The 20,036-nt window shown below is 52.2% G+C and carries 10 protein-coding genes; 3 read left to right on the top strand and 7 right to left on the bottom strand.

The features are described from left to right. Positions 1 to 4: 4 nt before the first annotated feature. The 3 genes from galB to JIN87_RS17710 form a co-directional block, all read right to left on the bottom strand. Positions 5 to 2,587: a beta-galactosidase GalB gene (gene galB / locus JIN87_RS17720; RefSeq protein WP_325176395.1), complete on the bottom strand. Its 2,583-nt coding sequence runs from the start codon at positions 2,585 to 2,587 to the stop codon at positions 5 to 7. A gap of 145 nt (positions 2,588 to 2,732) precedes the next feature. Further along, complete coding sequence (locus tag JIN87_RS17715) at positions 2,733 to 6,287, bottom strand: TonB-dependent receptor plug domain-containing protein (protein WP_200356935.1); 3,555 nt, start codon at positions 6,285 to 6,287, stop codon at positions 2,733 to 2,735. Positions 6,288 to 6,717: 430 nt separating this feature from the next. After that, complete coding sequence (locus tag JIN87_RS17710) at positions 6,718 to 8,061, bottom strand: glycoside hydrolase family 140 protein (protein WP_200356934.1); 1,344 nt, start codon at positions 8,059 to 8,061, stop codon at positions 6,718 to 6,720. 221 nt (positions 8,062 to 8,282) lie between these two features. Between JIN87_RS17710 and JIN87_RS17705 the strand changes: the two genes are divergently transcribed. Then, positions 8,283 to 9,155, top strand: a complete 873-nt coding sequence (locus JIN87_RS17705; protein ID WP_200356933.1) for a helix-turn-helix domain-containing protein — start codon at positions 8,283 to 8,285, stop codon at positions 9,153 to 9,155. Positions 9,156 to 9,168: 13 nt separating this feature from the next. Here the strand turns inward: JIN87_RS17705 and JIN87_RS17700 are convergent, their stop codons facing one another. Continuing rightward, the gene (locus JIN87_RS17700; RefSeq protein ID WP_200356932.1) at positions 9,169 to 10,221 is read right to left on the bottom strand and encodes a LacI family DNA-binding transcriptional regulator; all 1,053 of its coding nucleotides are present in this window, start codon (positions 10,219 to 10,221) and stop codon (positions 9,169 to 9,171) included. A 168-nt stretch (positions 10,222 to 10,389) separates the two neighbouring features. Here JIN87_RS17700 and JIN87_RS17695 point away from each other — a divergent pair, with 168 nt between their 5' ends. Then, a complete protein-coding gene (locus JIN87_RS17695; protein WP_200356931.1) occupies positions 10,390 to 12,240 on the top strand; it encodes a family 16 glycosylhydrolase in 1,851 nt (616 codons plus the stop codon). A 28-nt stretch (positions 12,241 to 12,268) separates the two neighbouring features. Then, positions 12,269 to 14,011 (top strand): right-handed parallel beta-helix repeat-containing protein, encoded by a 1,743-nt coding sequence (locus tag JIN87_RS17690; RefSeq protein WP_200356930.1) that lies wholly within the window; start codon positions 12,269 to 12,271, stop codon positions 14,009 to 14,011. A 669-nt stretch (positions 14,012 to 14,680) separates the two neighbouring features. Here JIN87_RS17690 and JIN87_RS17685 read toward each other — a convergent pair. From JIN87_RS17685 to JIN87_RS17675, 3 genes are all read right to left on the bottom strand, one after another. Continuing rightward, on the bottom strand, positions 14,681 to 16,024 hold the full coding sequence (locus tag JIN87_RS17685; RefSeq protein ID WP_200356929.1) for a GH1 family beta-glucosidase: 1,344 nt from the start codon (positions 16,022 to 16,024) through the stop codon (positions 14,681 to 14,683). A 196-nt stretch (positions 16,025 to 16,220) separates the two neighbouring features. Beyond that, on the bottom strand, positions 16,221 to 18,305 hold the full coding sequence (locus tag JIN87_RS17680; RefSeq protein ID WP_200356928.1) for a glycoside hydrolase: 2,085 nt from the start codon (positions 18,303 to 18,305) through the stop codon (positions 16,221 to 16,223). 22 nt (positions 18,306 to 18,327) lie between these two features. Beyond that, entirely contained in the window at positions 18,328 to 20,001 is a 1,674-nt protein-coding gene (locus JIN87_RS17675) for a HEAT repeat domain-containing protein (RefSeq protein WP_200356927.1), read from the bottom strand. Between the last annotated feature and the right edge of the window lie 35 nt (positions 20,002 to 20,036).

Here is a 20,036-nt window from a genome sequence, read left to right as displayed (position 1 = left end):
ACGTTTATACTGAAAGCTCAGCTTCGGGCAGTCCTGCGGCAACTACCTTAACCTTGATTCCAGCATCGGTGTCCGGCTTCCGCCTGATAATCACTATCGCCTTACCATAGAAAAGCGGCAAAGTGGAGCTTTGGAAAGGTTCGAGTCGGGTAGGATCTCCATTATCCGTTGCGATGAGCTCGCCACCTCCCTCGACTTGAACCGACAACTCATCGGTCGCGCGAGGCAGCGTGACTCCCTTCTCGTCAGCCAGAGACACTGCCACATAGGTCAAGTCGGCTTCGCCTTCTCGAGGGTAGTTCTGCTCGAGAACGATATTTGAGGCCGGCCCAGGGGTTTTGCGCGAAGCGGTCGCCCAAGGTTCCCCGTCCTTATACGTTTCCACGCGGATCTCTCCTGGCTCGTAGTAAACCTCGTCCCAACGGAATCGATACTGGAGGGGACCACGCTTCTGTCTACCAAGGGAACGCCCATTGATAAAGAGCTCCGCTTCGTCACCCGAAGAATACACCTGAACAGGGGTATGCTCCCCTTCTCTCTCCGGCCAATCCCAGTGCGGCAAAATGTGGGCCATCGGCAACTGCGGCCGCCAGCGGGCTTGATACAAAAAGAAACGGTCCTTCTCGAAACCAGCCAAGTCGATGATACCGAAATAACTGCTACGTGATGGCGGGCTGTTTTTACGCTGCTCCTCGAGCTCGCGAGCGATGCGTTCGCGCTCTTCTAGGTCCGAGAAGTTCAGCAGGTTCGTCATATCCGCATTAAACGGAGTCGGCTCTCCTAAATAGTCAAAGCCGGTCCAGACAAACTCCCCCGCAGCACAGGGATTCTCGTCCAAGCCCTTGAACTCCGCATCGGGAGTGAATGCCCAATCTGCGGTGTGCAAATCCGTCGAACTGACTTGAAAATCCTTACGCCCCTCCAGGCGCTCGTCGCTGAACGGGAAAAAATAGGCTCCACGCGTCGAGATACAGGACGAAGTTTCGGAACCGTAAACCGGCCGTGTGGGATTCCGCTCATGGAACTCGGCGTACAAATCCGGCTTGTAGTTGAAACCCGTTACATCTACCGCGGCCTGCATGCCGTCAAATCCGGCCCCGCCAAAATTGTAGCCAGCAGTAGTCAATCGACTCGAGTCTTCCTCTTTGCAGATTGCCGACAAGCGCCGCCCAAGCTTCCATCCCTCGGGATGCCAAAGCTCGGCTATTTCGTTGCCGATACTCCAAATAATCACGCTCGGATGGTTACGGTCGCGCCGGACCATCGCGCGCAAATCCCTCTCATGCCAACGCTGGAAGCAGGTGCAGTAGTCATTTTCCTTCTTCGGCAGGGCCCAGCAATCGAAGGCTTCCCCGATCACGAAAATTCCGAGCTCATCACAGAGATCCAACATCTCCGGAGCCCCTGGGTTGTGCGAGGTACGAATCGCATTACACCCCATCTCCTGCAACTTGAGAAGCTGTCTTCGCATTGCAGATACATTAAAGGCCGCACCCAAAGCCCCATGATCATGGTGCAAACAAACACCTTGCAGCATAACGCGTTCTCCATTGAGCAAGAAACCGTTATCCGCATCAAACGCCATACTACGAACGCCAAACAGAGTTTCGACTCTATCCTGCAACTGACCATCTTCCCAAACCTGTGTCTCTACAACATAGCGGCTAGGGCTGTGCGGACTCCAGAGTTTCGGCGAATCAATAGTCACGCAAATTGATGAGTGCGCTGCAAATCCATCCTGGATCTCCACTGTCTCACGTGCGGACTCTACAAGGGCCTCACCAACGATCAATCCCTCTTTATTCGCTTCAAAAACGCGATGCTGCAACTCCAGGGGTCGGAGGAGCGTGTTGGGAGCGTAGATCGCATTCTCGCTCTTCCCTGCAGATTCGCCCCCTGTCTCGTCATTCAATACCGTTTCGATGCAAACGAGAGCAGAATCTTCTTCGATTTTAGGCGTGGTAACGTGTACACCCCATTGCTCGACATGGACGCGACTGCTCTTAACCAGCCAAACATTTCGGTAGAGTCCAGATCCTGGATACCAGCGACTGCTTTCATCCAAATTCTCCAAGCGAATCGAGATCAAATTGTCCCCCCCTGCTCGAAGGTGGGGCGTCAAATCTACACGGAATGATGCATATCCAAATCGCCAGCCACCCACAAAAGCGCCATTGCACCAAATCAGTGGGTTCGCCATCGCTCCATCGATATCCAAAAATACCATACCGCCCAGATCAGCCTCATCGATCTCGAACTGCTTGCGGTACCACCCTATCCCTTGCCAAGGCAACTTAGCAGTCTCACCAGGAGCGTTCAGGTCAAACGGTCCTTCAATTCCCCAGTCGTGAGGGAGGTTAAGTTCACGCCACTCCGAATCGTCGTAATCCGCTTGGACATACTCTACGGTCCCTCCCAAGCTGCTATCAGGACGCTCGGTCACGCTACCAGGTTCAGGTAGCAGGAATTTTCCCATAGGTTCGAGCCAGTCGTCACAACTTCCGTCGCGCACAATGGCAGATCCTGAACCGGAGGAAACTCTTCTGAACTTCCACCCCGAATTGAAACTCAATCTTTCTCTTGGCATTGTTTTCGAGATCACCCGTCTACTGTCTCAGCTATCCGCTCCGGATACTATGTGCGCTTCCGACTCTTTTACTTAATGGGTGAGAAATTAAAGAGCCCGACAGCCGATTGGCCATCGGGCTCCGTTGAGATAACTTAGAAACCTACTAGAACGAGAATGAGTTGGAGATCGATACAGTGCGTGGTTCCGGAATGCGGAACTGTCCGGCACTACCATCGAAGGACTGTACTGTGACTGGAATCAGATCCTTGTCAGCAAACACGTTCCGTACGTTGAGTTGAACCTTCCAATCGATGTTGTCGCTGAGTGTTCTCTCGTAGCCAACCCAGAAGTCGAACTTCGTTTCTGAAGGAGCGTAATACGGTCTGGTGATATCGTAACGCTCTTCAGTCACTCCGAGGTCTTCATTGAATACTTCATTGAACGCGAAGCCAGTGTTGGACTTGTCGAGATAACGAACGCTACCACCCCAATTAGTGCCCTTAAGAGCGCCATCCTTGAAGAAGTAGTTGGCAGTGATATTGCCAGACCACTCACGTAGCTCTGGAACGACCGCACCGTCTAGCTCAGTAGCCAACCAGTAATCGTTCATGATGAACTCGACCCAACGATTGAGAGCAGTGTCGTTGTAGAGTTCTCTACCAATCCAGTCACGAGTATCCCACATCATCATTGCGCCCAAAGGAGTCGTCACCAATTGCTCATAGCGCTCGGCTAACCAGCCCATGTTCGACCATGAATCAGTAGCAATCGCTTCCGTCTGGGCCAAGGTCATGGAGATGTTCAGGCCTTCGATCGGATTTGCTATGAATTCAATCTCGTAACCTTCGGAGCTCGTATTCGCAATCGGGCGAATCTCGCCCTGACCACTCATAGACCATGGGCTAAACGCGTCGGGATCTTGACGATCATTCATGTTCCACGCGTCCTGGAAGCCTTCAGGAGGAGCCATCTCGATCCAGGCATCTATGGAATCGACCATCAAGTCGTACCATTCATCCACCACTGCCTGCGGCCATTCAGCCTCTGTAACACCTGCTGGTGTATCCACAAATGTAGTAGCCAAATCACTTGGAGGTCCCCACCAGAGGGTGTTGCCAGCTCCGTACTTGGAACCTTCCGAAGTAGTACCCCAGCCATTTGGCGAATCTAGTGGACCTAAGAGAGCCGCATTGCCCCAGACTGGCATGTGCCAAGTCTCGCCGGTTTCAATCAGTTTCTTCATCCCATAAGCCGCTCCAAGATTCCAGAACTCATAGTTGAGCGCCCAAGCTTGAGAGAACGGTGTTGGGGAGTTCGCGTTAGCGATGTTGGATTCGTACTTGTTGATCTTGAGTCGATACTTGCCTTCCATGAACTCGGCCGAGATTCCGACCTCAGTGGTTTCACCCGTCTGCAGCGGCATGTATTCTCCGAGTACACCACGTCTGATCCCTCCAGGACGGAAGTTCTCTGACTCGTTATAGTGTGCTCTCAATCCGGATACACCTGGGATCTTTTCAACCCAATTTTGTGGGACGTGGCCTACCACGCTGAATGTGTGAGTTTGGCCTTCAGCAGCCTGATCGCCTAGGAAAGTAAAGGCGTTAGGATCACGTTGAGACAAGTCGAAGAATCCACCAGTCTCAGGCAATTCACCCACGAGTGGACTAATCTGGTAGGGATCGAAAGTATCCTCTCTCCACCCAACCATTGGCACGAGGTTCCCACCCAATAGGTAACCTTGCCAAACAGCAGTCTGACTTTCGATCTCGTTGCGATTGTCGTAGGCCCACGAAGGTCTTCTATTTGCAGAAGTGTAGTTGTTTACCGCTGGCACATCATAAAGCGCCTTGTTACCATTGATCGCATCCCATTGCACAATCTGGCCGGGCGTCGGGCTCTGCATGACATTCAAGCTATGAATAGTCGCTTGGGAAGCGCTGCTTAGCCCCAACATCGATACATTGCTCAAATAGTGCTGTCCCATGATACGTCTGTCATCACGGGCGAGATCAATATCCACTCCAGTCACCGCATAGCTTAGATCAGTGTAGTAGGATTCGCCGGCTCCGTAGCCCCAGGATGTTTCCTCGTAGTCGCTGTATGCTCCAGTGAATACATGCCTTCCGAGAATGTTACTGAGCATTGAATCGCTGTCCAAAATCTTAGCGAAATCCAACTCTCCAGTCATGGTAGCTCTGAGGGTTTCACGGTCGTTATTATGAACGGTCCACGGAGCGTCCTTACTTCCAGGAAGGTAAGGCATACCCAAGAACGGATTAGCAGAACCGTCTGGTAGCGTTTCGTAGAAATCAACCGCGATCGCATTGATCCCAGTCATTCGATAACTGTCGTGACGACTGGACTGGTTGTCGTAGATAACGTTGAACGCCAAATCGCCATTGAAAAAGGTTTTCGTGAGACCCAAGTTATATGTATTGAACTCTTGGGTCTGCCCCTTGTTAGGACCATAGAGGTGATCATTATAGAAGTCGAAGACCCTGCGATCAGTAAGCGACTTGTTAACCGTCTTGCCAGAGCTAGAGCCCGGAAGCTCCATACCCAACGCAATTCCAACCCAGTCCGCTACACCGTAATGATGTCCATTACCTTCGACCGGCAATCCCGGATTCTGGTCGGTAGCGCCAACGCCTCTCAAACCATTCGATTGCTTGTAACCCCATTGGGTTGATTCACCAAACGGATACAGAGCAATAGCAGCGCCATTGTGCGAGTAAGGATTTTTTCCGATAAACGGGCTGGTTCCATCCAAGCCTGATGAATCGAGGTAATCCACCGTGAGCTGCCCCATGTCATTGAACCAGGGCGTAATCAGGTCGACCGGTGGTGTAAGGACAACGTCATTACGATCAATGTCTCCGGTCTCAAAGTTGGCTGAGAGAGAGAACACATCACTATCATTTCGAAGAAACTTAGGCTCCCACTTGGCCGCAACGAACAAGCGTTCATCTTCCCGAAAAGCCGAATCTTGCTGATACTTCTTGTCATCTCTCAAGATCGCAACTCGCACCGCAAGTTCATCCTCGAATAGGACACGGTTGATGTCAGCGCTCATGCGCATCGAACCAAAATTATCGAACTTCAGCTCCACCTCGGTCTCGTTCTGATAGAAAGGATCGATAACCGATGTATTGATAATACCAGCCGCACTACCAATACCAAAAAGGACAGAATTCGCTCCACGCTGCAGGTCGACGCGATCAACATTGTACGAGTCCCAAGGAATGCTAGAGAGGAAGAAATCTCGCAAGTTGTCTGCGCTCTCAAGCCCGCGAACACGGGTTCCTGCTACAGTAGAGGCTTCGGGCAAACCAATGTTTGGAGTGCGCTGCCCCCCCAAGAAGTTACCTCCCTGCCCCACGACTTCGGTGTTATTGGCATAAACGAGGGCTTCCTCGGCATTCGTGGATCCCGTATCCTCCAGGAACTGCTCCGTCATGACGGAGATGGCGGAACCAACGTCCTTAAGTTCAGTACGGACACGCGTGCCAGCAAGAGTGTGCTTCGCATCGTATCCAGAATCCTCTCCAGCTGATACCGTAAACGGGCTCAGGGTGAAAACTTCATCTTCGTCGTCTACCTCAGATTGAGAAAAGACGGGGCTTGTCGCTGCTAGTCCGAAGGCTGCGGCGCCAAGAAACAGTTTTGACGGCTTGCCTAGGGCATTTGGCAAACCATTTCGACTCGGCTTATTCATACAGTCTATAGTTATTGTTGTAGTTGATATAGATTACTTAGTAGCAAGTACTGCGTAGTTACGGTTTGGAGACAAAAACTCGCCTAAGAATTCCAGCGAGGCTCTGCCGGACTCCCGCAATCGCCAATTCGCCGAGGGCGACACAAACAACAATAGTGCTCTGCGTGTAACTGAACTCATGCGTATCAGGGGTAATGTGGGGGTCGATGATCTCGGTCGCGGACAGTTTCAAACCACGTCCGGTGTATGCAGATCAGTTCTGCATCAATAAGCGAAAGATTCGACTCGACCACTATCGAACACGTTGAAAAGCGTTCGATACCGATGGGGAAAACACATTTTTTACCCATCAAGGGAACAGCATCCGCTCCCAAACATCACGGTCGAAGGACTACCCCCAGACCTAAGTCCCTTAACAAAAAGAACCTACCTACTGCCGCTCCAACACAGCGACCCAGTCATTGCCCCGAATCTCATTTCCTGGGACGACAAGAGCAAGGGAACCACCCTTAATTTTTACGGGATCAGCAAAGACACGCTGACCATCCTGAGGGTTGTACCAACTCAACGAATACAAGGAACCTTCTCGCCAGTCTAAATTCAACGAAAAGTCGTTTCCGAAGGGAGTATATGCGACAACGAGCTCAAGCCCTTCAGTAGCTGCCGCCACTACTGTCTTCTCTTCCTCAGCGGGACCAACGACTAATTCGCTAGCAACAGGAGACAACGACCACCACTCGAACGACTCGAAGAAGTTCTTCATGTAGCCCGCTTGAAACGCTCCCGGCCAACGCAATGCCTCCCGCCAAGGGGTTCTGGCTGCCGAGATTGGGTCACGCCCCGGCTGCCACATTTGCCAGATATTGTGGTTTCCGTAGGTGTGTCCCGCTGCTCCCTTCAGAACAGACCAATAAGCCGCCCGGCGGCATTCAAACTCGTCATACCATCCCTTCTCAGGTTTCCAATCGATCGGATGATCCTCGTACATCGGCTCGGCATCCAAAACAGGACGCACGGGCAAAAGGGCGCGGTCCGACTCCGTTTTCTTAAAATTCGGAAAGATACTAGGAGCATGGCCACTCTGAAACATGTGAAAATCGAGCCACGTATCCTCCTGGAAAAAGTCCGAGGAACTGTATCCACCCTGTGGATGATAGGTCATGAGATGACGACCTCCGTCCCCTGACTCTATCCCTTTCGCTAGAGCCCGCGTAATCGCGCTATCCTCCGGCTCTTCAGGATTACGGTCGCCACCCAGCACCCAGATTACGTTTCGATCCGCATAGCGAGCCCCCAAGAAAAGACCATAAGTCTCCGCGTTTTCGGGTGTGAATACTTCCGGCCCAACACCCCACTTCAAGTTCCACTTATCTCCCCACATCGGCAGCAAAGCCATGCGAATCCCCAAGGAATTCGCCAAATCGACCACACGGTCCACATGCTGAAAATAGGCTTCGTTGGGGCGAGCTGGATCCTTGTCGATCAAGGGCAAATCTCCATTCGCATTCGGTACGTCCAAGCCCTTGAGCTCTGCCAAAACAACCGCTTGCACGACATTGAATCCCTGCTCCTTTCGCGTCTTCAAGTAGAGTTCGGATTCCTCATAAGACAAACGATGGAAAAGCTCCCAGGCGGTGTCGCCCAACCAAAAGAACGTATCCCCTTTTTCATCCTCAAAGTACCTGCCATCCTCACTAATCGAAAGCGAATCACCAGCGTGGCTTAACGAAGTCAGAGCAGTTAGAATCATCGTAAGAGATAGGAATTTCCTCATAGCGAAACAAGAACAGGGCAAAGTCTAAGGAGTTAACTAAACCCCGACGCATAGTCAAAGCGCCCCTTTCGGACGATCATTTAATTTAGCACGAAAGCGCTCTTTCCTAGCACAAACGCGCGATATTCAAACAAATCGAAGATTCAATTCAACGTGTTCGATCTCAGCGGCATGGCCACAGGCTGAGACAGTTGCGACCGTCTTGCCTTCCCCACTCTCCAATGCTCGCCCCTTCTACATCACCTAGAAACATCCAACTACTCGAGGCCTCCGAACAAAGCTCGCTAAACGAGCTATTCGAACAAGCCTTACACGCTGGTCCCATCCTGTTCAACAAGCTGACAGAGGTCGCTATCGGAGAAATAAAGCCTGAGAACTCATCCCTACTCGCCATCGCTTTGGACGGTGAAACCCGTCTCATATCATCGGATACGACGATACAAATCTCCCCCAGTGTGAATGCAGCCCTCCCCCTCAGCTCTTGGGAGGACATCCAAATATCCAACACCTCCAACAGCCGAGCTCTTCTCATTCGAGTCTCTCGAACTGACTACGACCTCAGAGTAGTCGCAGACCAACAACGCGACTGGGCTCTCAATCTACACAACCCTCAGACATCGCTAGCTCTCGACTTGCTCGAGCAAATCAGCTCGATCCCTACAGGCGACCCATCCGCAGCACTGACCTCTCAAGCCTTTCTCCGTGCTTTGGTCGCGCACGTCTGGCAAACCTGGCGCCAGCTATCCCTGAAACGTAAACAGACCGATTCCCAACTAATCGCCCTCTGCAAACGAAGAATCAGCGAACAGATCCTAGACCCAGCCCTTTCAGTCAAGCATCTAGCCAAGGAACTCCATCGCTCGCCTTCGTACCTTTCTCGGCTATTCAGCATACAAACAGGAAAGCCTATCATCGCTTACATCCGCGAGCTGCGTCTTCAAAGAGCTCGCAGCTTCCTCACTAGCACCATGGAAGATGTATCCGTTATCTCATGGAAATGCGGATTCAGCAGCCCCTCCTACTTCATCCGAACCTTCAAAAAAGCCGAGGGCATCCCCCCGACTAGCTATCGTCGTCTTTTCAGTTCTAACTAACGGCAAGTACTCGCTAGGTACGAACTGAAAGCGGGGCCTGAAAATCGGGCGGGTAAACCATCGTCCCCCCCTGATGCCAGCGACCTTCTGACAATAGATGCAAGGGCACTTCAGCAACCCCCTTCTGATAAGTTCGCAGAAGAGTGGTAACCAAATCCACCGCCGACTGGCCAATGTATTCAGTTCTTTGATCCACTCCGCAGCACACCTCGTCTATCGGCTGCCGATCGAGCAAGGCGAATCCGACATCCTTTGGCACGCGAACTCCGCCTTCAACCATCCATTCGTAAATAAAGCGGCTTAAACCTAGGACTAAATCCGGCTTTTCGCTCTCCAACCATTGGAAAAGATCCTTCTTCGTGTATCCATCTAGAAAACACGGTTCAACCCTGTTCGCTTCGTCTACCTTACTGTTGTAGGCAGCCATGTAGTTTGAATAAACGTTGTTTACCCGCTCATTCTGATGCTGCTCGAGGAAGATACCAATCCGGCGATAGCCCAACTGCTTCGCTACCTCGACGGCGAGACGAATACTCAAATAATGGTTATTGGTCACACGGTGAAATGGCCCCCCTACCACATCGTACGAAATCGCCACAGTAGAAAAACGGTCCCAATCCAAATCGATCGATAGATGCGGCTCTTCGCTAGGGCCAAGGATAATCCCATCGACACCGCGATTCCAAAGGATATCTGACAGCCGCTTTGAACTCAGTTTCGGAGCACGGGCCCAAATCAAATCGAAATCATAACCGAGCTGCTCCGCACGTCTGCGGGCTCCCTCAAACGTAGCGGCATATGAAGCCACTTCCTTCCAGCGCCCCTCCTCCTTCAGATTGTCCAAATAAACAATCGATAGCTTCTGACGCTCCTTCTTTCCGCTTCTGACATCTTGCATCATAGAACCAAGAAGCGGGTGAGGATAGTAGCCGAGCATGTGAGCTACCTCGTCAACGCGTAGCCTCGTATCTTCGGAAACACGCGGGTCATTACGCAGCGCGAGCGATGCGGTGGATACACTGACCCCCGCCTTCTCGGCTACCATTCTTACTGTTACGCGTGTCATCTCTTATTAGCTCGCCTTAAGCAAAACAGCTTTCCTCCAAAACGAAAGCCGAAGTCTCAAAAAAGGTAACGGCTGTTCATCGATTGGCAAATTCGTCCCACTCGCACCGATTGCTTCGACCATCCTCAAATTCCACAATCCTTGAAGGTCACTACTCCGCTTTATGCCATGAAATCGATCAAATCAATCGCCCTCCCCATTATCGCAGTCGCATCCTGTTTTCAGCATTCATCAGCCTCCAGTATCCTAAATCCAGATACCTCCGTAGAGGTGGGCGAGTGGCAACTCGTCTGGCATGACGAGTTTGAGAGAGACGGAGCGCCCGATAGCCGTTGGTGGACGTACGAAAACGGACTCATACGCAACAATGAGGCTCAGTTCTACACAGTCGCTCGCACAGAAAACGCCCGAGTGGAAAACGGGCACCTCATAATCGAAGCTCGCAAAGAAGATTGGGTGAACGCTGATTACACTTCCGCTAGCCTCACCACCAAAGGCCTCGCTGATTGGACATACGGTCGAGTAGAGATTCGGGCTCAAATGCCAGCGGGACGCGGCCTCTGGCCAGCCCTTTGGATGCTCGGTTCAAACATTGATGAAGTAGGTTGGCCCCTCTGTGGCGAAATCGACATTTTGGAGTACGTCGGTTTCGACACGACCACCGCATGGGGCACCGTTCACACCGACACCTACAACCACGCTGACGATACTGCCAAAGGAGGGAAGATCACGGTGCCAGACATTACGGAGGCAATGCACAACTACACCCTCGAATGGGAACCAGACAAGATAACCCTCAGCGTCGATGAGAGTGTCTATTTCACTTTCACAAAAGACGCCAATGCGACAACCGCGGAATGGCCCTTCGACCTCCCCCATTACTTGCTTCTGAATATAGCGATCGGCGGCGACTGGGGTGGGCAAGAGGGTATCGACGACTCGATATTCCCTGTTCAGATGCTGGTCGACTACGTTCGCATCTATCAACGCAAACCGGCTGGACCTTACTCGATCGATCTCTCAAGCGAGGGTCCAGGTAGACTGCGAATCGATCCTGAAAAGGACAGCTACGATGAAGGCGACGAAATCACACTTCACATAGAGCCCGAGGTCGGCATGCGCTTAGCTGATTTTTCCGGAGAGCAAGCTGCCCCCAATTACCGGATACCGATTACAGTCAATCGCCCCCTTGCCTTTGATGCCCGCTTCACAAATCCAGGTGATATTCTCGAAAACGGAGACATCTCCAAGGCTGCCGATTCTTGGTATCACTGGATCGACGACAGCCAATCTGCAGGCAGTCTCTCATTCGCCAATGGCGAGGTGAAGGCCACAGTCACTTCCTCATCGCCCGAAGGTTGGCCATTTCAGTTTGGACAAGGCGGAATAAGTATCACCACCGGAGACGTCTACCAAATCAGCTTTAAGGCGAGAGCCAACACAACCGCCCGCGTAGACGTAAAAATCGCACGCGACTGGGGCAGTTTTACTCCTTACGAGACTCAAACAATCGAGCTCACTGAACAATGGGAGAATTACACTCTCAACTACCAACATCAAGAGGCCTCGGACAGCAATACCCGCCTAGAGCTAAACGTGTCATTCAACGTTGGGGAATTCTGGTTCGACGACTTCAAACTGACCTCTGAAGCTCAGTCTCTCCTCGGCCCCTACGAGCAATGGAAAAAGAATAATAACATTCCGCCAGCTAACGACTTCCGGGATCCGGATGAAGACAACATGTCCAATATCTTCGAATACCTTTACGCGCGCAGCCCTTCCACTCAAGAGCCACTCAACAGCCCACCCACTCTGCGTCCTCAAAGAGCGAGCCTCCAACTTGATCCTAGCGGTGGAAACAGAACCGAGGAGCAACTATCCGACATCCAGATCCACATCGAAGCCTCTCTCGACGGTGAAAACTGGTCCTCTGTGGAATCCATCAATGACGCCCTGAAACTTGGCAACAACGTCCTGCTGCGTTACCATCCCTACAGTTCGATCACCGTCAGCCCATAAGCACAAAATCCTCGGCAAGAATTTTCCCATGCAAGTTAGCAAAAAGCTCTTCACTCTCCTTCTAACAACGCTCGCGGCATTCGCTTCTCAGAGCCCCTTAAGTTCGCAACCAAGCGGCGGTCCCTACGGCCCTATCCAGCAAAGCTATGCGATACCCGAATCTGGAAGTGTATTCCACGTCTCCCCAAATGGTAGCGCTACTTCTAAAGGCTTTAATCAAGAGTCACCCACCACTCTCAAAAACGCCCTCTCACTCGCCCGCACGGGAGACTCTATCATTCTGCGAGGAGGAGAATACCGCACCGGCAGCCTCAGCTTCAACCAAGGGATCACCATCCAACCCTACGCCGATGAACGCCCAATAATCAAAGGTACGCAGATCGCGAAAAACTGGGAAAAAGTCGCAGGCGAGCTTTGGCGCACGAAATGGGAATCACTCTTCCCCGCCGAACCAGCCGATTGGTGGCAACGCGAAAACGAGGCAGCATTCACACCCAAATACCTCTTCAACAACGACATGGTGTTCCGTGACGGAGCCCTTCTCAAACCCGTTGGTTGGGCGGGAGCGATCAAGGATGAAACGTCATACTACATCGACTACGCTCAGAACTATGTCTACGTCGGATTCGACCCTAATAGTACACTGATGGAGATTACCGCTCACGACAGCGCTCTCGTGAGAGTTGATGGCCCCATTGGCGATTTGCCATCCGACGGCATCGGTCCAACAATCTCTGGAATCGTGTTCACTCAATACGCTTACAGAGCACTAGAAGTGGAAGGCGTTTTCGCCGAGGCTCATCTACCGGAAAGTGAATACGGAAAGAATGTAACTGGTACTACCATCGAACATTGCGAGATCACCTATTGTTCACGAGTCGCTGGCTATTTCTACGGAGACAATCTCATTATCCGCAACTGCCTAGTCAGCGACACCAGCACCGAAGGTCTCTACGTCATTTCTTCTGCCGACGTGCTACTCGAAAAGAATATAGTTCGCCGAAACAACATCGAGGGAATAACCGGCTACTACCCGGCTGCAGTAAAAATCTTCAACCAATGTTACCGGGCCATCTGCCGAGACAACCTCATCATCGACCACCCTGATTCCGCGGGCATATGGTACGATGTCGGGAACATCGAAGGACTTATAGAAAACAACTGGTTCGAAAACGTGCGCAAAGGATTCTTTTTTGAAATATCTAAGACCGCCACACTACGCAGAAACGTATTCCTAAACTGCAAGGTTGGAGCTGCTGTTCAAAACAGTTCTGACGTCACCATCGAGCAAAACACCTTCGCCAACGCGACTCTAAGCATAGAACGCGACGACCGTGGAATGGAAGCCGATCACTTCGGTTGGCACGTCACATCCGGCCCCGACTACGACAAACGCGAAGGCCAAATCGTTCGAAACAACCTACTGTATTCCGATGAAGACTACACGCGTCGCCTTCTCCTACTCCATCAAAGCCCAGTTCTTCGAGATAAGCTCACGACTCCCCAGCTCGCAGAGCTCGACAACAACATCTTCGTCCGCAACCCACCGCTCGACGAAGAATCAATGATCCTCTGGAGTCCAGGCGACGAGACCGCCAACTGGCTCGATTTCTACAGCCTTGAAGAGCTCGCCAAGAAACATCCCGACTTCGCCCAAGGAAACACCGAACTCCGCAATTACCGAAAAGGAGTTTTCCAAAGCAAAAAGCTCAAACGCCTCCATACATTGGATACATTCCCCCACCAAGACGTAGGAGCTTACGCAAAATAGCATTCTCCCAAGGTAGAGCCCGAGCGCTTGCTCCGGACCTCCAAATCTCAGCCCAACAAGACCAAAAAGCAAAGCCCACGACCGTTACCGCAACCGTCATAGCTCAGAGAGCGAAGGCATCGATCTAGACCTAGTACGGCGTGAGACAAACATCCTACATTATCTCTCACATTGTAGTTTCTGTGGGAAGCGGCCTTGTGCCGCGATTCCAAACAAAGTACACGCGACACAAGGCCGTTTGCCACTAACAAGTACTAAACATCCACACGACACGAGGACGTGTCTTTCATATAATGAGTCTCACTTCAAGGCAGTCAATTGGCTTCGAATACCATCCTTGTCTCCCTAACGAGAGCACTGCACCCAGAAACCTGCTTTCAACCCAACGAAACGCCCGTAGCCAAATTCGCTAGACTTTGCCCCCATTGCCTAGCCCGTATCCGACTGCGAAGCGAACCAACAAATCGCGTACCGAGTAAGACAACACTCGATGAGCAAGGCGACGAAAACAAGCCTGCCCTCAACCAGTCCATTCCAGAAGAGCTCGAAGCTTTGAAATCTATTTTGCAACCTTACAAAATAGATTTCAAGAGGCCCAATTACCAAAGGAACGTTTAAGAAGAGATTGAACCCTGCCCCTAGAGGGAGCTAGCCAACACAAAAGCCCCCCTAAACCAAAGCATTACCGCGAATCACTTCGCTGTAGAATTCCGCACTCAGCTTCGGCGTGCGTGTCTGATTTTCGAAATCAGTGTAGACCATCCCGAATCGGGTGTCATAGCCATCGCACCATTCGAAATTGTCCATCAAGCTCCACAGATAATAACCACCAATATTGTAGCCTTCATCAATCGCTCGATGCATGTGCGAGAGGTACTCGCGAAGGTAGAATACACGATCCACATCCATAACCTTGGCATGGCCGTTCATGACATCGTGCTGTCCACAACCATTTTCGGCGATATAGATCGGCCGATCGCTCCAGCACTCTTTCGTGTAACGAGCAGACCAATACATAACCGAAGGGAGGATCTTTATCCAAGGGGCTTTCATCGTTGGATAGCCTTCCGGCATTTCCAGGACTTCATAGCCTAGCTTGTTGTCACAGGCTTGCACATACTCCCCTGTGTAAAGGTTATAGCCAATGAAGTCCATCGGAGCCGAGATGATGTCAAAGTCTCCATCTTGAACCTCAGGCATAGCATCGCCCTGACTCTCCACATAGCTCTCGATGTAGCGGCCTTCCATGACAGCTGTCATGTATGGGGCGTTCTCGTGGCGAAACGCTTCACGAGCAGCCGCGATGTTTTCCTCCGTCTCGATGACCGGAACATGAGTAATCACGTTATCGACCACGCCAGCCTCAATCTTGTGACCGCAAGCTCGCAGCCCCTGCAAGGCGTAACCGTGCCCCAGCAAACCATTGTGCCGAGCCTGATTTCGAACCTTGTCCGATTCGACTCGGCCCGGCGCAAATTCGCCAATCCCGTAACCGCGCTCGGTAAAACAATAGAACTCGTTGGTAGTGAAAAAACGCTTCGCACGATCGCCAAATTGCTTCCCGGCCCATGCTCCAAAGTCTCCAAGGCGTTTGGCGACCTCTCGACTCGTCCAACCACCAAACTCGTCCTCGAGACGTTGCGGAAGGTCCCAATGGAAAAGCGTAATCGCAGGCTCAATACCAGCCACCAGGAGCTCGTCGATCAAACGATTGTAGAAGTCCAACCCTTTCGTATTGGCGGACTTATCGCATTCCGGGAACAGACGCGGCCATGAAAGCGAAAAGCGGTACGACTTAACGCCGAGGGATTTCATCAAAGCCACATCCTCTTTATAGCGGTTCACGTGATCGCATGCGACCTCACCCGTCGCTCCATTGGCGACCTTGCCAGGCGTTGCGCAAAGGCGATCCCAGATGCTTTCGCCCCTCTCCTCAGGAGAAGCCGCCCCCTCAATTTGAAATGAAGAGGTAGCCGTACCCCAAAGAAAGTCGTTCGGAAATTGTTTTCTCATAAGTGAAATCCTGTGCTCAGGAAGCAGAAAACCACCTCAGCGCCTTTCACTGCATCAGGTGTATCTCCGCCCATTCGAACACGTTGAATTCTGTCACTCGAGGTTTCGAACGCTCTAATATCAACGATTAGGCATACCTTTTGGAACTTAGGTCGCAGAATACTACGCAACACCTATTTCCCGCCCCCCCTTTAAGTCAGTCCCCAAAGACTCGATACACTTCGCCTTCAAGCGCATCAACTCCCACCACTGTGGCGGATTGTTCCGGGTAGGCTTTCCAACGTTTTTCTCCAAAGTTCACAGTCACAACCACGTCACCCTCCCGAGTAGCATAGGTCGCCCTTTGGACAAGACCATCTTCGCTCAATCGCTCAAACCTAACCAAAGGAGCTTCAGCCACAGCAGCATGCAACGGCGACCAAAACGCCACATGGTGCAAGATGGCCCCCTTCCGCGTCTCCCACGATTCGCGGTTCAAGTGATACATGGGAGGCACCCGGTAGAGAATTTCCAACAAAGCTCGCGTCCCTTTAATATTGGAGAACTTCAAGGAATCGAAACTCCAATGATGAGTCGTAACAAGCTCGTCCCCAACCGCCGCCTGATAAAGAGGCACACGAACGCTCGGATCGAAATAAGGCGACAGCAACTCCTGCGGGGCATTGATCGCCTTGAACGATTGCTCCGGCATATCCGGAGGCCAATGGCGACCCAAGTAGAACTCGCCTTCTCGGTCTCTAAATCCTTTGAACAAGTGCCCGATGTAAGGCGTGTGCACTCCATGACCGAAATGGATCACGTCCGTGTAGAGCGAAGAGCCCCCTTCGCTCCCCACAACCAATTGCTTCTCCTTCTCCAACCACCGCAACCGATCGCGGCGAACGTTCATATCATCTACACGGGTCGCCGGATGAAGCGGGTTGTAATCGTCGAAACACTCGGCTGTCGCATCGCAATCAATGAACCACGAGGAATAGCCATTGTTCGAAAGCACGCGCCCAACACGATCCTGGACATAAGGCCAAGCCGCCTCCGGCGAGAAATGATATCCCCTCCCCTTAAATCCACCTTGCCGACGCCCGGCTTCCTTTACCACCCGACCGGCTACAAAGGCATGCTCGTCGAACTGGGCCGTTTCCCAAGTATCATCGGGCCCCGCATCGGGGGAATGAACCGAGTGGTACGAATCGTAGGGACCAATCAAATACTCAAGCTCTTCCGCATGAGCACTTACGTCGGGTCGAACAGCAGCCCCATAAAGGTCGCTCAAAGTCAGCACCGCATGCTCGATCCCAGCACCCTTGAGTTCGTCAAGCAGAACAGTAGACAGTCCATCCCCCCACCTATTCTTGTTTCTGACAAATGATTCCAAGTCTTTAGCTATTGCATCTCGATTTTTGGATACAACTTCCGCATCTGTCGCAGTAGCGGGCAAATTCGCCAAGTCACGGCTTCTCAAAGCCGCCTCCATGCCTCCTGCAACAAGCGGCAGCAGATAATTGGCTGGCCAATCGGACCCGGCCAACTCAGCCAACGCGCTCCTCTGTTCATCGCTAAACTGAGCTCTAAGCTTTCCTCGAAAACTGCTTTCTGACGCTCCGTTGAGCGCTTTTGCCAGCGGCACCCACTTGGAACGCGGCACGTCATGCTTGCTGAACATCGCTGGTCCCCAAAGGTAGAAGTGAGGAGCACCCAACAAGCGGTCAACCTTCTGGAACTCGTCTATCTTCTGCGTCAAACTCCTCAACCGACCCAAGCCCCCGATGTCCTCAGCCTCGTCTCTCCAAGCCCGGAACGCTCTCGCCGGGGCGATAGGATCCGGCTCCACCCATTGCACAACAAGTTCGCAAGGCGTAACGTTGTTTCGATCCTTCGGAAAACGAAACTCCACTCCAACGTTCCCTCCTTCAAAAACGAGATCTGCGTAGTGAGGCCAAGGAGCAATCGCGACCAGCATGCGATCGCCATAACGAGCTCCCAGCACCGGAAGCTCCTTCAAATGCCAAGGCGAGCGCCGCTCCAACAAGCCCATCATCTCGGTATCGTCCGAATCTACCTCTATCCCCGCGGCGATTGGCAGCACGTACGAATCCGCATCCGTCGGCAGCCACCAGGTAAATGTCCGCGTTTCATCAGCCGTCGCAACCAAGGCCCTGCGCTCGTCAGCGACATCGCTCACCTCGATCCGTTGCGATACCGCAGCACTCGCCACCGGCAGACACGAAATAAGTCCAAGTACAAGCGTCCCTAAGGACGCAGTTATCCACAAGCTCCTTCTCATAGGTCAATTTAAATTGTAGTTACTATCTGGATGCGTTTTCGAGAATCGCATCACGACCGATCGCTATTTCGACCGGATCCTCCGAGGTTATCCGCTCAATCGCCTCGCTCTGCGAATGAAGCGGTTCACCCTCCATCCGCAGAAGATATTTCGCAGCGACTAAACGAACAGGTCCCTCCACGTCGTATAAAGAACTTAAAAGAACAGAACGAACTTCCGAAGACTCGGAGCCCACCAAGCAAACCGCTTCAATTGCTGCTTTGCGAACAAACCATTCCGGGTCCTCTGTCGCTGCCACCAAATTTGGCAAAGCTGAAACCGCTTCCGCCCCAATCCTGCCGAGGGCGATAGCAGCCGGTTTTCGAACATGCCATTCATCATCCTCAAGAGCGCCAACCAAGGCTGGCACTTCTTCAAGCGACGCCCCAACTGAGGCGAGAGCAAAGGCGGAAGCCTGGCGAACCTGCCACTCGCTGTCCCCTAAGAGCCGAGTCAATTCCCCAGCAGCTATTCGACCTTCTGGACCGATCTTAGCAATCGCCATCGCGGCAGCCTTTCTGATCGCCCACTCATCATCTGCCAGACAAGCCATCAAAGGCGCCAAGGCTTCCGATTCGAAATGTTCGAGCTTAGCCAAACTCAAGGCCGCGTGCTCACGCGTTCTCCATTGATCGCTGCTCAAATCCCGCAGCACCTCCTCAAAAACAAACCGCTCACCTCCCTCGCCAGTCGCTTCAAGCAACGCCGGACTAGACGCAAGACCTGCTACAAGCGCCACCGAACTAAAGAACAGCCCAAGGCGAATCCCCTTGCTCACGGCCAGCGGGTTTTTAGCTGGCACGCTAAGCGCGGCGATACGTTGGCGAACACTGCAAGTCCCTCGAAACGAGCTTACCGTATTCAACTTTTGATGGCAGCTATATCCCAAAGCCGCTTTGGCTAGCAGACGAGCATAGGCAGATTCCTCCTCGGAAACGAACATCGCCACCTCGTCGCTCACACGCTCAGTCAGCCTCATGTACTGATTCCGCACCCCCCAAGCCAGCGGGTGGAACCACAAAATCGAACTCAAAAGTCCAGCCAACTGCTGCCAGATTACATCGTTCGAATGAACATGCGCCAACTCGTGAGCAAGAGCCATTCGCAGTTCGTTCTCCTCCCACGAACGCGCCGCAGTCTCATCTATCACGATCTTCTTTCTAAACCACCCACATGCGAAAGGAGAGACTTGCCTAGAAATCACCAACAATTCCACCGGATCCCGCAAGGCAAGCCCTTGCCCAAGCTCAACCACGATTCGCTTGACTCGTGCATCCGCAGGTCGCGCCTCTCTCAATAGCCCGTTTAAAGCCATCTGATCGCGGGCCCATTGAAATGTGAATACAACCGCCCCCAACACGCAGCTCCCCAATACAACCTGCGCCAACAGATTCACCGGAGACACTTTTCCCCATTCCTCGTCTTCCAACCAACGTGGAAACCAAGCAATGCTCGGCGGCACCTTCTCGCTCGTTTCCAGAGAAGAGAAACGCTCTACAAACCTTTCCGATGATACCGGAGCTGGAGCCTTTAAAACTCCGATGACAAATACCGGCAGAAATAGAGTCACTGTAAGCAAAGCGGCTTTGCAATAGAGCAGCCGATAATTGGATCCTTGAGCCCTCACGATTTGCCACCCTACGCGTAAAACAGCCATCGTTAACGTTAGGAGAAGGAGCCAGCTGGATACTG

The organism is Pelagicoccus mobilis (genome assembly GCF_016595505.1).
Taxonomy (GTDB): Bacteria; Verrucomicrobiota; Verrucomicrobiia; order Opitutales; family Opitutaceae; genus Pelagicoccus; species Pelagicoccus mobilis.
This window is presented reverse-complemented; position numbering and strand designations above follow the sequence as displayed.